13 protein-coding genes are annotated in these 14,931 nt (G+C 66.8%); 8 read left to right on the top strand and 5 right to left on the bottom strand.

Translation table 11 applies throughout. The features are described from left to right. Positions 1 to 47: 47 nt before the first annotated feature. Positions 48 to 1,214 (bottom strand): baeRF3 domain-containing protein, encoded by a 1,167-nt coding sequence (locus POR01S_RS12010; RefSeq protein ID WP_042136049.1) that lies wholly within the window; start codon positions 1,212 to 1,214, stop codon positions 48 to 50. Between the two features lie 106 nt (positions 1,215 to 1,320). Further along, positions 1,321 to 2,226 carry a LysR substrate-binding domain-containing protein gene (locus POR01S_RS12005; RefSeq protein ID WP_108581292.1) on the bottom strand — a complete coding sequence of 302 codons (906 nt, stop codon included), beginning with the start codon at positions 2,224 to 2,226 and terminating at the stop codon, positions 1,321 to 1,323. Between the two features lie 101 nt (positions 2,227 to 2,327). On the opposite strand from POR01S_RS12005, the gene POR01S_RS12000 reads away from it, so the two are divergent. The 8 genes from POR01S_RS12000 to rpoS all read left to right on the top strand — a co-directional run bounded on the left by POR01S_RS12000 (position 2,328) and on the right by rpoS (position 9,474). Then, on the top strand, positions 2,328 to 3,440 hold the full coding sequence (locus POR01S_RS12000; RefSeq protein ID WP_027597065.1) for an S-(hydroxymethyl)glutathione dehydrogenase/class III alcohol dehydrogenase: 1,113 nt from the start codon (positions 2,328 to 2,330) through the stop codon (positions 3,438 to 3,440). 39 nt (positions 3,441 to 3,479) lie between these two features. Further along, positions 3,480 to 4,334, top strand: a complete 855-nt coding sequence (fghA, locus tag POR01S_RS11995) for an S-formylglutathione hydrolase (protein ID WP_162180673.1) — start codon at positions 3,480 to 3,482, stop codon at positions 4,332 to 4,334. A gap of 66 nt (positions 4,335 to 4,400) precedes the next feature. Continuing rightward, complete coding sequence (gene ispF, locus POR01S_RS11990) at positions 4,401 to 4,874, top strand: 2-C-methyl-D-erythritol 2,4-cyclodiphosphate synthase (RefSeq protein ID WP_027597063.1); 474 nt, start codon at positions 4,401 to 4,403, stop codon at positions 4,872 to 4,874. Beyond that, positions 4,871 to 5,929: a tRNA pseudouridine(13) synthase TruD gene (gene truD, locus POR01S_RS11985; RefSeq protein ID WP_042136045.1), complete on the top strand. Its 1,059-nt coding sequence runs from the start codon at positions 4,871 to 4,873 to the stop codon at positions 5,927 to 5,929. The genes ispF and truD overlap by 4 nt, the downstream gene beginning before the upstream one ends. Then, a complete protein-coding gene (gene surE, locus POR01S_RS11980) occupies positions 5,917 to 6,672 on the top strand; it encodes a 5'/3'-nucleotidase SurE (RefSeq protein ID WP_027597061.1) in 756 nt (251 codons plus the stop codon). Before truD ends, surE begins: the two co-directional genes overlap by 13 nt. A gap of 38 nt (positions 6,673 to 6,710) precedes the next feature. Next, positions 6,711 to 7,349, top strand: a complete 639-nt coding sequence (locus tag POR01S_RS11975) for a protein-L-isoaspartate(D-aspartate) O-methyltransferase (protein ID WP_007159462.1) — start codon at positions 6,711 to 6,713, stop codon at positions 7,347 to 7,349. Positions 7,350 to 7,525: 176 nt separating this feature from the next. Next, entirely contained in the window at positions 7,526 to 8,371 is an 846-nt protein-coding gene (locus tag POR01S_RS11970) for a peptidoglycan DD-metalloendopeptidase family protein (protein WP_007159461.1), read from the top strand. Positions 8,372 to 8,481: 110 nt separating this feature from the next. Next, entirely contained in the window at positions 8,482 to 9,474 is a 993-nt protein-coding gene (rpoS, locus tag POR01S_RS11965; RefSeq protein WP_007159460.1) for an RNA polymerase sigma factor RpoS, read from the top strand. A 407-nt stretch (positions 9,475 to 9,881) separates the two neighbouring features. Here the strand turns inward: rpoS and fdxA are convergent, their stop codons facing one another. The 3 genes from fdxA to POR01S_RS11950 all read right to left on the bottom strand — a co-directional run bounded on the left by fdxA (position 9,882) and on the right by POR01S_RS11950 (position 14,892). After that, entirely contained in the window at positions 9,882 to 10,205 is a 324-nt protein-coding gene (fdxA, locus tag POR01S_RS11960; RefSeq protein ID WP_007159459.1) for a ferredoxin FdxA, read from the bottom strand. A 68-nt stretch (positions 10,206 to 10,273) separates the two neighbouring features. Next, on the bottom strand, positions 10,274 to 12,850 hold the full coding sequence (gene mutS, locus POR01S_RS11955; RefSeq protein WP_042136041.1) for a DNA mismatch repair protein MutS: 2,577 nt from the start codon (positions 12,848 to 12,850) through the stop codon (positions 10,274 to 10,276). Between the two features lie 92 nt (positions 12,851 to 12,942). Then, on the bottom strand, positions 12,943 to 14,892 hold the full coding sequence (locus tag POR01S_RS11950) for an ATP-binding protein (RefSeq protein WP_042136039.1): 1,950 nt from the start codon (positions 14,890 to 14,892) through the stop codon (positions 12,943 to 12,945). Positions 14,893 to 14,931: the final 39 nt, after the last annotated feature.

The following is a 14,931-nucleotide window of genomic DNA, read 5'->3' as shown; positions in this document are numbered from 1 at the left end:
TTGGCGCTGAAGTCTAGTTCAAGCGCCAATCCGGTCCAGCGCAGCGGCTAGTAGCGATAGATGGCCGCCACGCCGGTGCCGCCAGGCATCCGCTCGCGCGGCAGGACCAGCACCTCGCCACCTTGCTGCAGGGCCTGGAAGCTGAGTTCGTCCAGCAGGTCGTCGGCATTGGCGCCCTCCGGCTTGGTGGGGACCAGCAGGCGCCGTTCCAGGTCCAGATAGCCCGGGATATGGCGATCGGCTTCCACCAGCAGGGTGTCGACCCGGGCGTCCAGCAGGGCGCCGCCGATGTCTTCCAGGCGATCCGAGGCCAGCCCCTGCCCATGACGCTGGGCGTAGGTATCCAGCAGGTCGTCGAGTCGCTGTTCCATGCGGGGCGCCATCACCGCCCAGGCCCTGGCACGCAGGGCGTCGTTGTCCAGGGGACCGGGATCACCGGCGATGCCTTCGGGCAAGAGATGGGGGTTCTGGCTCAGGCGGCGAAAGGCGGCCTGGTGCTCCGGCAGCGCGGCCAGCACCAGGGGTAGGCGAGCGGTGTTGCTGTGCACCCGGGTCAGGGCGCGGTCCAGGGCCAGGAAGTAGCGCTCGCGGTCGGCGTCCTGCTCATCATGCTTGCTGATGCCGCCGGCGTTGTGCTGCATGGAGTCGCCACGCTCGCCGGCCCGGCTGAAGCCCTGGGGCAGGCCGCGCTGGTTGCCTTCGGTCAGCTCGGTGCCAAGGGCGTCTTCCAGGGTGCGCGGCACCCCTTCGCCCAGCTCCACCTCCACCAGGTTGTCGCGGTTGCCTTCGAACAGGTGCGCCTGATTGCGGGTCAGGCACAGCACCTGATAGCGATCCCGCGCCTGGGCCAGGCGCAGCAGCGGCTGCAACTGGAAGTGGTGATTGACCCGGGCGGTCTCTTCCAGGGGATCCAGTACCTTGAGCACCCGGAGCTGATCGCGGTCGCGCAGGATGGCCAGGCCGCCGCGCGGGTAGTGCCAGAAATCGGCGTTGTCCACCAGGGTCTGCAGCGGCGCCAGCAGCGTGGCGTGATCGGCTTCGGGAAAGCGCTCGACGAGATCCGCTTCCAGCTGCCGCAACAGATTCTTGAAGCGGATGACATTCTGCTCACGCTGCGGAAAGGCGCGCTCGGTGGGCATGTAGAGAGACAGGCATGGTGGGGTCGCCTCCTTCATCCAGGTGGCGAGTGCGTGATGATCGAGGGTGTCGTTCATGGGACCTCCGGCTGCAGGAGTCGCCGTGACGCCACCGGCAGGGCGGGGTCAGGACGACCGACACCCTTTCGAAGGCCGCTCGAAAGACCCGGTTCCTCCGCTGCGCTCAGCTTCCGGATGGGTGGCGAGCGCCTGGGCGCGGGGTGCTCAGGCCCTGTTTGAGGTGTTCCACCAGCAGGCGGATCTTCGGCGAGAGAAAGCGCCGCTGCGGGTAGAGGGCCCAGACCGCGCTGTTGGGCGGCTGGCGATTGTCCAGCAAGGCGCGCAGCTCGCCACGGGCCAGGTGCGGCAGCACGTAGTAGTCCGGCAGCTGGCACAGGCCGAAGCCGCGCAGGGCGGCGTCCAGCACCGCCTGACCGCTGTTGCAGCGCCAGGAACCCTGGACCCGGTGCAGCACCTCGCGATCGTTTTCGCGAAAGCTCCAGATATCGCTGGTGCCCACCAGGCAGCGATGGCGCCCGAGTTCCGACAGGGTATGGGGTGCGCCGAAGCGCTCCAGGTAGCTGGGCGCGGCACACAGATAGAGCTCCCGCGGCGCCAGGCGGGTCGCTACCAGGCGGGAATCGGCCAGGCGCCCCAGGCGGATGGCCAGGTCGTAGCCTTCGTGCAGGAGATCGACGGTGCGATTGGTCAGGTCCAGTTCCAGGCTGACCTCGGGATAACGGGCGAGGAAGTCGTTGACCAGGGGCACGACGAAGCGCTCGCCATAGGTCACGGCGCAGGTCATGCGGATCAGCCCCTTGGGCTGGCTGGAGAGATCGCTGACCTCGCGCAGGGCTTCGTCGCGTGCCTCCTGCAGCCGGCGGCAGTGCTGCAGAAAGGTGTGGCCGGCTTCGGTGAGGGCGACGCTGCGGGTGCTGCGATAGAGCAGGCGCGCCTGCAGCCGTTCTTCCAGTCGGGCCACCTGCCGGCTCACGTGAGAGGTCGAGGTGCCGAGCCGATCGGCGGCCTGGCCGAAGTGCAGGGTGCTCGCCACGGCGACAAATTCGTCGATGCCCTCCCAGCCCATGATTGTTTCCCTGTGGCAAAAATGAATTCCAGTATGCCCGATTGTTCCAGGAATTCTGGCGTCTAAACTGGTCCTCTCGTTTTTTCGCCCCTCTGGAGTCGACCATGATCAAGTCCCGCGCCGCCGTAGCCTTCGCGCCCAACGAGCCCCTCAAGATCGTCGAAGTGGACGTCGAGCCGCCCAAGGCCGGTGAGGTGCTCATCCGCATCGTCGCCACCGGTGTCTGCCACACCGATGCCTACACCCTCTCGGGTCAGGATTCCGAAGGGGTCTTTCCCTGCATCCTCGGTCACGAGGGCGGTGGCATCGTCGAGGCGGTGGGCGAGGGCGTGACCTCGGTCGCCGTGGGCGATCACGTCATCCCGCTGTACACCGCCGAATGCGGTCAGTGCAAATTCTGCAAATCCGGCAAGACCAACCTGTGCAGCTCGGTACGCGCCACCCAGGGCAAGGGCCTGATGCCCGACGGCACCACCCGTTTCTCCTACAACGGCGAGCCGATCTACCACTACATGGGTTGCTCCACCTTTTCCGAGTACACGGTGCTGCCGGAGGTCTCGGTGGCGAAGATCCCCCAGGAAGCGCCCCTGGAAAAGGTCTGCCTGCTGGGTTGTGGCGTGACCACCGGCATCGGCGCCGTGCTCAACACCGCCAAGGTGGAAGAGGGCGCCACCGTCGCCGTCTTCGGCCTGGGCGGCATCGGCCTGGCCGCCATCATCGGCGCCAAGATGGCCAAGGCCAGCCGCATCATCGCCATCGACATCAATCCGTCCAAGTTCGACATCGCCCGTGAACTGGGTGCCACCGACTTCATCAATCCCAAGGATCACCAGAAGCCGATCCAGGAGGTCATCGTCGAGCTGACCGATGGCGGCGTCGACTACAGCTTCGAGTGCGTCGGCAACGTCAACCTGATGCGTGCAGCGCTGGAGTGCTGCCACAAGGGTTGGGGTGAGTCGGTGATCATCGGCGTGGCCGGGGCCGGCCAGGAAATCAGTACCCGGCCGTTCCAGCTGGTGACCGGGCGTGTCTGGCGCGGCAGCGCCTTCGGCGGCGTCAAGGGCCGCAGCGAACTGCCCGGCTATGTGCGCAAGGCGCAGAGCGGCGAGATCCCGCTGGACACCTTCATCACCCACACCATGGGCCTGGAGCAGATCAACGAGGCCTTCGAGCTGATGCACGAAGGCAAGAGCATCCGCACCGTCGTCCACTACTGATCGCCAGTCGGGCGCCCAGGGGCGCCCCCTGTCCGGGAGATGACCATGAGTCTCGAACTGCTCTCCAGCAACAAGAGTTTCGGCGGCTGGCACAAGCGCTATCGCCATCGCGCCCGCAGTCTCGACTGCGACATGACCTTCGCCGTCTACCTGCCGCCCCAGGCGGAGGCGCGCAGCGACCTGCCGGTGCTCTACTGGCTGTCGGGGCTGACCTGCACCGACGAGAACTTCATGCAGAAGGCCGGTGCCCAGCGCCTGGCCGCCGAGCTGGGCCTGGTGCTGGTGGCGCCGGACACCAGTCCGCGCGGCGAAGGCGTACCGGACGATCCCGAGAAGGCCTGGGATTTCGGCCTGGGGGCGGGGTTCTACGTCAATGCCACCCAGCAGCCCTGGGCCCGGCACTACCGCATGCACGACTATGTGGTGGAAGAATTGCCGGCGCTGATCGAGGCCAACTTCCCGGTCTCGGATCGTCGCGGCGTCAGCGGTCATTCCATGGGCGGCCATGGCGCCCTGATCTGCGCCTTGCGGCATCCCGGTCGTTATCGCTCGGTGTCGGCCTTCTCGCCCATCGTCAATCCGCTGGATTGTCCCTGGGGGCACAAGGCGTTCTCCAACTACCTGGGCGAGGACCGCAGCACCTGGGCCGAGTGGGACGCCTGTGCACTGCTGGCCAAGGCCGAGGAGCGCCTGCCGCTGCTGATCGACCAGGGCGAGCAGGACAGCTTCCTCGCCGAACAGCTCAAGCCCCAGGCGCTGCAGCGCGCGGCGGAAGCCGTGGGCCATCCGCTGGAACTGCGTCTGCAACCGGGGTATGACCACAGCTATTTCTTCGTCGCCAGCTTCATCGACGACCATCTGCGGCATCACGCAGCGGCGCTCACGACCCCCTGAGGGCGACGGGAGCTGTCCCCAGCCGGTAGAATCGACGCCCTGTCAGTCTCAAGGGCGTCTCTCTTCATGCGCATAGGTCACGGTTTCGACGTTCACGCCTTCGGCGAGGGCGACTTCATCACCCTCGGCGGCATTCGTATTCCCCATCACCGTGGCCTGGTCGCCCACTCCGACGGCGACGTGCTGCTGCATGCCCTGGCCGATGCCCTGCTGGGCGCGGCCGCCCTGGGCGACATCGGCAAGCATTTCCCCGATACCGATCCGCGCTTCAAGGGCGCCGACAGTCGGGTGCTGCTGCGTCATGTGGTCGGCCTGGTCCGCGAGCAGGGCTGGCAGGTCGGTAACGTCGACGGCACCATCGCCGCCCAGGCGCCCAAGATGGCGCCGCACATCGAAGCCATGCGCCAGGCCATCGCCGAGGATCTGCAGGTCGAGCTGGGTCAGGTCAACGTCAAGGCCACCACCACCGAACGCCTGGGTTTCGTCGGGCGCGAAGAGGGCATCGCCGTACACGCCGTGGCCCTCCTGCTGCCGCTATGACCGAAGACCAGCTGCTCGGGCCGCGCGCCCATGGCGAGCCCTGCGGCCAGGCGATCCTCAAGGCCAGCGCCGAGGACTTCCAGGTGGACGAGGTGCTGGACATCCCGCTCAGCGGTGATGGCGAGCACCTCTGGCTGTGGGTCGAGAAGCGCGGCCTCAACACCGAGGAAGCCGTGCGCCGCCTGGCGCGCGCCGCCGGGGTGCCGCAGCGGGCGATCAGCTATGCCGGTCTCAAGGATCGCCAGGCCCTGACCCGCCAGTGGTTCAGCCTGCACCTTCCCGGCAAGGCCGATCCGGATCTCGCGGCCGCCTGCGACGAGACGCTGGTGATCCTCCAGCAGGGTCGCCACCGCCGCAAGCTGCAGCGCGGCGCCCATGCCGCCAACGGCTTCCGCCTGCGGCTGACCGGGCTCCAGGCCGATCCGGTGGCGCTGGAGGCGCGGCTGCAGGCCATCGCCGCCGGCGGCGTGCCCAACTATTTCGGTCCGCAGCGCTTCGGCTATCAGGGCGGCAACCTGGCGGACGCTCAGCAGTGCGCCCGCGAGCAGCGCCTGCCCGAGCAACGCAATCGGCGCTCGCGCACCCTGTCCGCCGCGCGCAGCTGGCTGTTCAATCAGGTGCTGGCCGGGCGCATCGCCGACGGCTCCTGGAAGCGGGCGCAGGAGGGCGATCTGCTGGCCTTCACCGACAGCCGCAGCCACTTTCCGGCCACCGCCGCCGATCTGACCGATCCGCGCCTGGCGGCGCTCGATCTGCACCCCACCGGCCCCCTGTGGGGCGCCGGCGAGTCGCCGGTGCAGGGGCCGGCCGCAGACCTGGAGCGGCAGGTCGCAGAGGCCGCCGGAGAGCTGCCCGCCTGGCTGGCCGGTGCCGGCCTCTCGCATGAACGGCGCATCCTGCGCCTCCCCATCGGCGGCCTGACGTGGCATTATCCCGCTCCTGACATTCTGCAACTCGAATTCGTCCTGCCGGCCGGCTGTTTCGCCACCGCAGTGGTTCGCGAGCTGGTAACGCTTGGCGAGGCAGGGCAGACGGAACATCCATGCGACTTCTGATCGCCAACGACGATGGGGTGCTGGCCCCCGGTATCGCCGCGCTGCATGCCGCGCTCTCCGCCCGTGCGGACTACGAGTGCCAGGTAGTCGCGCCGCTCTATGACATGAGCGGTGTGAGCAGTGCCCTGACGCTGGACCGCCCCCTGCATCCGCAGCGCCTGCCCAATGGCTACCTGGGCGTCAACGGCACGCCCACCGATTGCGTTCACCTCGGCCTCAATGGCCTGCTGGAAGAGACGCCGGACATGGTGGTAGCCGGCATCAACCTGGGTGCCAACCTGGGCGACGACGTCCTCTATTCCGGCACCGTGGCCGCGGCCATGGAAGGACGGTTCCTCGATCGGCCGGCGCTGGCCTTCTCGCTGGTGTCGCGCAGTGCCGACAACATGGCGGTGGCGGCCGAGATCGCCGCCCGCATCGTGGCCCTGCACGAACGCTTCGATCTGCCGCCGCGCACCGTGCTCAACGTCAACATCCCGGATCTGCCGCTCGAGCAGATCAAGGGCCTGCAGCTGACCCGCCTGGGGCACCGGGCCCAGGCCAAGCCGCCGGTGCGCGAGATCAATCCGCGCGGCAAGGCCGGTTACTGGATCTCGGTTTCCGGCGATGCGGTGGATGGCGGACCGGGTACCGACTTCCACGCCGTGCTGGAAGGCTATGTCTCGGTGACGCCGCTGCAGTTCGATCGCACCTTCCGCGAGGGCTTCGCCGGCCTGTCGGCGCTGACGGAGCTGCTGGCATGACTCAGGGGCAAGAGCATATGCAAAGACACGGCATCGGCATGACCTCCCAGCGCACCCGGGAGCGGCTCATCCAGCGCCTCTACGAAGAGGGGCTGTCCAACGCCCAGGTGCTGGAGGTGATCCGCCGTACGCCGCGCCACCTGTTCGTCGACGAGGCCCTGGCCCATCGCGCCTACGAAGACACGGCGTTGCCCATCGGCCACAACCAGACCATCTCCCAGCCGTTCATGGTGGCGCGCATGACCGAGCTGCTGCTCGCCGGCGGGCCGCTGGACAAGGTCATGGAGATCGGCACCGGCTCCGGCTACCAGACCGCCATCCTGGCGCAGACCGTGGAGCGGGTGTTTTCCGTGGAGCGTATCCAGTCGCTGCAGGATCGGGCCAAGGAGCGTCTGCTCGAACTCAACCTGCGCAACGTGGTGTTCCGCTGGGGCGATGGCTGGGAAGGCTGGCCGGCACTGGCACCCTACAACGGCATCATCGTCACCGCCGCCGCGCGGGAAGTGCCGCAGGCGCTGCTCGACCAGCTGGCCCCTGGCGGTCGCCTGGTGATCCCGGTAGGCGTCGACGAGGAGCAGAAGCTCCTGCTGATCGTGCGCGAGGCCGAAGGCTTCGTCCGCCACGAACTCAACGCCGTCCGTTTCGTGCCCCTGCTCAACGGACCTCTGGCCCAGTGAGAGACAGGGAACGTTACCCCGGTACCGCGCTCCAAGGCTGCCTGACGGCAGCGGCCGCTTGAGGCCGGCAGGATGGCCGGACGGTAGATGATCAGACTCTGCGGGAGGAACGGGTGAAGGCCCGAGCGCAAGGATTTCCAGGACGAGGGCGTTCAGGCTGGCTGGCGACGTTGCTCGTGGCCCTGCTGCTGACGGGTTGTTCGAGCAACGGCTCGCGAGCGCCGGTGGTCGACCGCGGCGATGGCCGCAGCAGCGTGCCCCAGGTCACCTCCGGGCAGTATCGCGTCAAGCGCGGAGACACCCTGTTTTCCATCGCCTCGCGCAACGGCTGGGAATGGCGCGCCCTGGCGGCCCAGAACGGCCTCGCTGCGCCCTATGTCATCCATGTCGGCCAGGTGATCCGCTTCGGCAATGGCGGCAGCGCCACGGGTTCCAGTCGTATCATCCGCCGGCCGGCCACGGGCTCGGCCACCCCTGTCGCTTCCGCGCCGGCACCCGGCAATCCGGTGGCGACCCCGGTACCCATTCCGCCGCCCGTGACCTCCAACCCCACCGCCGCCACCCCGGTGGTGACTCCGAATCTGCCCGCGGCACCGCCGCCGACGCCGGTGACACCGGCCCAGACGCCGACCCGTGACGTCCCCCAATCCGCCGCCGGTTGGGCCTGGCCGACGAAAGGTACGTTGATCAGTCGCTTCTCGGCCAGCAGCAGCCTAAACAAGGGAATAGACATCGCCGGCCAGGAAGGTCAGCCCGTGATGGCCGCCGCCGATGGCACCGTGGTCTATGCGGGAAATGGTCTACGGGGTTATGGTGAACTGGTTATCGTCAAACACAGCGAAACCTACGTCAGTGCCTACGGTCACAATCGTAGGTTGCTGGTTCGGGAAGGTGAGCGTGTCAAGATAGGGCAGACGATTGCCGAGATGGGTTCGACCGGGACCGACCGCGTCAAGCTCCATTTCGAGATTCGCCGTCAGGGCAAGCCGGTGGATCCCTTGCAGTTTTTGCCCAATCGCTGATTCGCTAGGCGCCGACTCGATCCCGCAGCTCTTTGGGGGCGAGTCATGGCGCATCGGCAACGTATCGATACGCCCTGGCTCGAAGCACAGACGAGTAAGGGTTACTCAAGATGATCCAGAACAAACAAGAAACCGAGTACGATCTCGGCGACGATGTCCTGCTTCTCGATTCCAATCCCTTCGGTGAGGAATCCGCCGATACCGCCATGACCAAGGCCCTGTCCGGGCGCGGCAACCAGGTCCTGCGCGGTGCCAAGCTGGCCGACTATGGCCGTGCACTCGACGCCACTCAGCTCTATCTCAATGAAATCGGCTTCTCGCCACTGCTGTCACCGGCAGAAGAGGTGCATTTCGCCCGTCTCGCGCAGCGCGGCGATCCCGCCGGTCGCAAGCGCATGATCGAAAGCAACCTGCGTCTGGTGGTCAAGATCGCCCGGCGCTACATCAACCGTGGCCTGTCGCTGCTCGATCTGATCGAAGAGGGCAACCTGGGCCTGATCCGCGCGGTGGAGAAATTCGATCCCGAGCGGGGCTTCAGATTCTCCACCTATGCCACCTGGTGGATCCGGCAGACCATCGAGCGGGCGATCATGAATCAGACCCGCACCATTCGCCTGCCAATCCATGTGGTCAAGGAGCTCAATCTGCACCTGCGCGCCGCGCGGGAGCTGACCCAGAAGCTCGATCACGAGCCTTCTCCCGAGGAAATTGCCGCTCTGCTGGAAAAGCCGGTGGCAGACGTGAAGCGGGTGATGGGCCTCAACGAGCGGATCAGCTCGGTGGACATGGTCCTCGGCCCCGACTCCGACAAGACCCTGCTCGATACCCTGACCGATGACCGTCCCACCGATCCCTGCGAACTGCTGCAGGATTCGGATCTCAACCAGAGCATCGACCAGTGGCTGCTGGAGTTGCCGGAAAAGCAGCGCGAAGTGGTGATCCGGCGCTTCGGGCTGCGCGGTCATGAAGCCTGCACCCTGGAAGAGGTAGGGCAGGAGATAGGCCTTACCCGTGAGCGGGTCCGGCAGATCCAGGTCGAGGCGCTCAAGCGGTTGCGGGAAATCTTCGAACGTAACGGCCTGTCCAGTGATTCGCTGTTCTGATCGCGCCTAGCTGAATGTCAGCCAAACGGAGCCCGGATTTTTCCGGGCTTTTTTCTGCGTGTTCTTGTAAGCCAGGGCTTACAGCCTGCGTAAGCCTGTATCGCTTGGAGCTGCCAGAAAGCATCGCTTGATCAGCGCGAGAAGACGCCAAGTGCCTGCTACATAACGTTTTTCTGTTTCCGGTCGAAGCGCAAGGCGAGATCGAAAGGCGCACTATGGCAGATTGCCAGCCTGCGGGAGAAGCGTACTATCGGCGCTGTGTCTGGGACGACACGGATCGGCAGGATGCGGATCAGGAACACCTCAGGACGAAGTTCACCAGGATGGTGGCAGGATTACAGGGACAGGGACGAAGGGGGCGGAGCGATCCGCCCCCTTTTTTATTGCCTGGAAATTCCAGGCAAGGCCTAGCGTTCGAGCTGGGGGAGCTTGTTGGGCTTGCCATCCCACTCGGCGGCGTCAGGCAGGGCGTCCTTCTTCTCGGTGATGTTCGGCCAGATGTTGGCCAGTTCACTGTTGAGTTCGATGAAGGCTTCCTGGCCAGCCGGCACCTCGTCTTCCGAGAAGATCGCCTGGGCTGGGCATTCGGGTTCGCACAGGGCGCAGTCGATGCACTCGTCCGGGTGGATCACCAGGAAGTTGGGGCCTTCGTAGAAGCAGTCCACCGGGCAGACTTCCACGCAGTCGGTATATTTGCATTTGATGCAGTTGTCAGTGACGACGAAGGTCATCTGCTCGTTCTCCTCAGGCTAAGGCGGCGGATTCTAGCAGCATTGCCGGAACCCTCGTATCCGTTAACTCAGATACGCTTTTTCCATTCGTAGATAAGCTCCAGGGCCCGTCTGGGTGTGATGTCGTCCGGCTGCAGGCGTTCCAGTTCCTCGATGAGAGGATGGACGGCGCTGGCGAACAGATCGGCCTGTAGCGGACGATCCTTGGCTGGCGCGCTCACCGGCAGCGGCGTACCCACCTCACCGTTGAAACTGGCCGCTTCCAGGCGGGCGAGATGCTCGCGCGCGCGCAGGATGACGTCTTCCGGCACTCCGGCCAGCTGCGCCACGGCCAGGCCGTAGCTCTGGCTGGCCGGGCCGGGCAGCACATGGTGCAGGAAGACGATGCGGTCATTGTGCTCGGTGGCGTTGAGGTGGACGTTGGCCACGCTCGGCTGGCCGTCCGGCAGCACGGTCAGCTCGAAGTAGTGGGTGGCGAACAGCGTCCAGGCGCGCAATCGCGCCAGTTGCTCGGCGGCGGCCCAGGCCAGCGACAGGCCGTCGAAGGTGCTGGTGCCGCGACCGACCTCGTCCATCAGCACCAGGCTGTGTTCGCTGGCGTTGTGCAGGATGTTGGCGGTCTCGCTCATCTCCACCATGAAGGTGGAACGGCCGCCGGCCAGGTCGTCGCTGGAACCGATGCGGGTGAAGATGCGATCCACCAGCGACAGCTCGCAACTGGCCGCCGGGACGAAGCTGCCGACATGGGCCAGGAGCACGATCAGCGCGGTCTGGCGCATGTAGGTGGACTTGCCGCCCATGTTCGGACCGGTGATCACCAGCATGCGGGTGTCGTTGTCGAGGGTGACGTCGTTGGCGACGAAGGGCGTTTCCAGCACCTGTTCCACCACCGGGTGGCGCCCCTGGCCGATCTTCAGGCAGGGCTCCTCGACGAAGCGCGGCTTGTTCAGGTCCAGGTTGAGGGCGCGCTCGGCGAAGTTGGCCAGGACGTCCAGTTCGGCCAGGGCGGCGGCGCTGTCCTGCAACGGCGCCAGGTGGCCGATGAGCTCGTCGAGCAGGGCTTCGTAGAGCGCCTTCTCGCGGGCCAGGGCGCGGCTTTGCGCCGACAGCGCCTTGTCTTCGAAGGCCTTCAGCTCCGGGGTGATGAAGCGCTCGGCGCCCTTGAGGGTCTGGCGGCGGATGTAGTCGGCCGGGGCCGATTCGGCCTGGCGGCTGGGGATCTCGATGAAGTAGCCGTGGACGCGGTTGTAGCCGACCTTGAGGCCCTGCAGGCCGGTGCGGGCCTTTTCCCGGGCCTCCAGGTCCATGAGGAACTGGCCGGCGTTCTCGCTCAGGGTCTGCAACTCGTCCAGCTCGCTGTCGTAGCCGCGCTTGATGACGCCGCCATCGCGGATCACCGCGGGCGGGTTGTCGATGATGGCGCGGGCCAGGGTGGCGGCCAGCTCCGGATAGGTCTGGATGCTCCGGGCCAGGTCGAGCAGGTGCGGGGCGATCATCTGCGTCAGCCCGTCCTGCAGCGCCGGCAGCGCGGCCAGGGCATCGCGCAGGCGGGCGAGATCGCGCGGGCGGGCGTTGCGCAGGCCGATGCGGGCGAGGATGCGTTCCAGGTCGCCGATGTCCTTGAGCTGCGGTTGCAGCGACTCGAAGCGATAGCCTTCCAGCAGGCAGGTGATGGCGTCCTGGCGGGCTTCGATGATGGCGCGATTGCGCAACGGGCGATTCAGCCAGCGGGTCAGCAGGCGACTGCCCATGGCGGTCTGGCAGCGGTCCACCACCGACTGCAGGGTGTTGTCGCGACCGCCGGCCAGGTTGACGTCCAGTTCCAGGTTGCGGCGGCTGGCGCCGTCGAGGATGACGGTGTCGTCCAGGCGCTCGTGGCGGAGGCTGCGCAGGTGCGGCAGGGCGGTGCGCTGGGTTTCCTTGGCATAGGCCAGCAGGCAGCCGGCGGCGCCGAGGGCCAGGCCCAGCTTGTCGCAACCGAAGCCCTTGAGGTCACCGGTGCCGAATTGCTGGCAGAGGCTCTTGAGCGCCGAATCGCAGTCGAAATCCCAGGGCGCCCGGCGACGTACGCCGCGGCGCTTCTCGGCGGGCAGGCCGGCGGGCCAGTCGTCGGGGATCAGCAGCTCGGCGGGATTGAGACGGTCCAGCTCCGCCAGCAGGGTTTCCCAGCCGGCCAGTTCCTGCACGGTGAAGCGACCGCTGGCGATGTCCAGTACGGCCAGGCCGAACAGGCGTTCGTCGCCCAGCACGGCGGTCAGCAGGTTGTCGCGGCGCTCGTCGAGCAGCGCCTCGTCGCTGACCGTACCCGGGGTGATGATGCGCACCACCTGGCGTTCCACCGGGCCCTTGCTGGTGGCCGGGTCGCCGATCTGCTCGCAGATCACCACGGATTCGCCGAGCTTGACCAGCTTGGCCAGGTAGCCTTCGGCGGAATGGAAGGGGATGCCGGCCATGGGAATGGACTTGCCGGCCGAGGCGCCACGGGCGGTCAGGGTGATGTCGAGCAACTTGGCGGCACGCCGGGCGTCGTCATAGAACAGCTCGTAGAAATCGCCCATGCGATAGAACAGCAGCTGTTCGGGATGCTGATGCTTGATCTTGAGGTACTGCTGCATCATGGGCGTGTGCGCGGAGAGATCGCTCATGCGGGTGTTTCGATCCGGTTGCCTGTGGATAGCCGCGTATTGTCCATCAACTGGCGGCATTTGTCGGCCCCGCTCGGCTCAGGGCAGCGGCATCAGGCCTGCGGTCGTTGTTCGCGGGCGGCCAGCAGCAGATCGATCTGGGTCATGAGCCTTTCCAGGGTGAAGGGCTTGGCCAGCACCTCGACGCCGGGGACCGGCAGGGGCTGACCGGGCAGGTCCGCCTCGGCGTAGCCGGTGATCAGCAGGGTCATCAGGCCGGGGCGGCGTTCACGGGCCAGGGCGGCGAGCTGGCAGCCACTCAGCCCGCCCGGCAGGCCGACATCGGCGATCAGCAAATCCAGCGGCGTGTCCGATTCCAGCACCTGCAGGGCGGTGGCGGCATCGGTCGCCTCCAGGGTGCGGATGCGGTGTTCGCGCAGGGCCTCGTCCACCAGCGTCCGCACCAGGGGTTCGTCGTCCACCACCAGCACCGTCATGCCGGCGGGATAGCGCAACGGCGAGGGGCGCAGCGTCTCGACCGACGGCGGCGGGGCGTCCACCAGGCGCGGCAGATAGAGGGTGACGGTGGTGCCCCGCTCGGGTGCCGAGACGATATGGGCGACGCCGCCGGACTGTTTGGCGAAGCCATAGATCATCGACAGACCGAGGCCGGTGCCCATGCCCACCGGCTTGGTGGTGAAGAAGGGATCGAAGGCGCGTGCCAGGACCTCGGGTGGCATGCCGGTACCGGTGTCGAGCACCGCCAGGGTCACATAGTCGCCAGGCGGCAATTCCAGGGCGGCAGCCTGGGCGTCGTTGAGCCGGCGATTGGCGGTGACGATGCGCAGCGTCCCACCCTCGGGCATGGCATCCCGAGCGTTGATGCACAGGTTGAGCAGGGCGTTCTCCAGCTGGTGGGGATCGCACAGGGTGGGATTCAACGCCTCGGACAGTTCGATGTGGATCTCGACCTGGGGACCGACCGAGCGGCGGATCAGTTCTTCCATGCCCAGCACCAGGGCGTTGGTCTGGGTGGCGGTGGGGTCCAGCGCCTGGCGGCGGGAAAAGGCGAGCAGGCGATGAGTCAGGGCCGCGGCGCGTTCGGCGGCGCCCTTGGCGCCCGTGGCATAGCGTTCGAGATCGGTGTAGCGGCCCTGGGCGAGTCTCAGGCTGAGCATGTCGAGACTGCCGATCACGCCGGTCAGCAGGTTGTTGAAGTCATGGGCGATGCCGCCGGTCAGCTGGCCCACGGCCTCCATCTTCTGACTCTGGCGCAACTGTTCCTCGGTCTGGCGCAGGGCTTCCTGCTGCTCGCGGATGGCCGTCACCTCGCGTACCGCGGAATAGATGAGGCCATCCTGCAAGACCGAATTCCACGACAGCCAGCGATAGCCGCCTTCGCGATGCCGATAGCGATTCTCGAAGCCGAACACGGGTTCGCCAAGCGTCAGGCGTTCCAGCGCCGCCTCGGTGCGGGCGCGATCCTCGACGTGGACGAAGGCCATGAAGGGTTCGTGGCGCAGTTGCTCTGCGCTCCAGCCCAGGGTGCTGGTCCAGGCCGGATTGAGGTCCAGCAGCTGGCCTTCGAGGGTGGCCGTGCAGAGCAGGTCGGGGCTGGCCTGCCAGATCAGGTCCCGCTGCCGGGTGCGCAGGGCCACTTCTTCGCCGAGATTGCCGGCGAAGCGATGGAGGGACTCCAGGCTGCGGCGCTGGGCCGCGCAGACCATGGCCATGATGACGTTGACCAGCACGAACAGCGCATGGGACACCCAGCGTTCGGAGAACAACGCGAAATAGGCCGGGGCCTTGACGAAGAGGGTCTCGGCCAGCAGTACCGACAGCAGGGTGGCGAAGATCCCGGGACCGAGGCCGAACCAGAAGGCCCCGGCCATGATGAAGGGAATGAACAGCAGATAGGGCAGGCTGTCGATCCCCAGGCTCAGGCGAATGCCGGCCGCGACGGCGATGAGCAGGGCCGCGCCCAGATAGCGCAAGGGGGCAGGGGCGTCCCGCGGGGCCAGCTTGAGCAACCGGCCGAGCAGGATGTAAGGGGCGATGGGCACTGGCGCTAGACCTCGGGACGCGGGTCCGTCACGGTAGCG

The sequence above is a fragment of the Pseudomonas oryzihabitans NBRC 102199 genome, from assembly GCF_000730625.1.
Lineage (GTDB): Bacteria > Pseudomonadota > Gammaproteobacteria > Pseudomonadales > Pseudomonadaceae > Chryseomonas > Chryseomonas oryzihabitans.
Note: the sequence above shows the minus strand (reverse complement) of the source record. Positions and strands in the feature narration are given on the sequence as shown.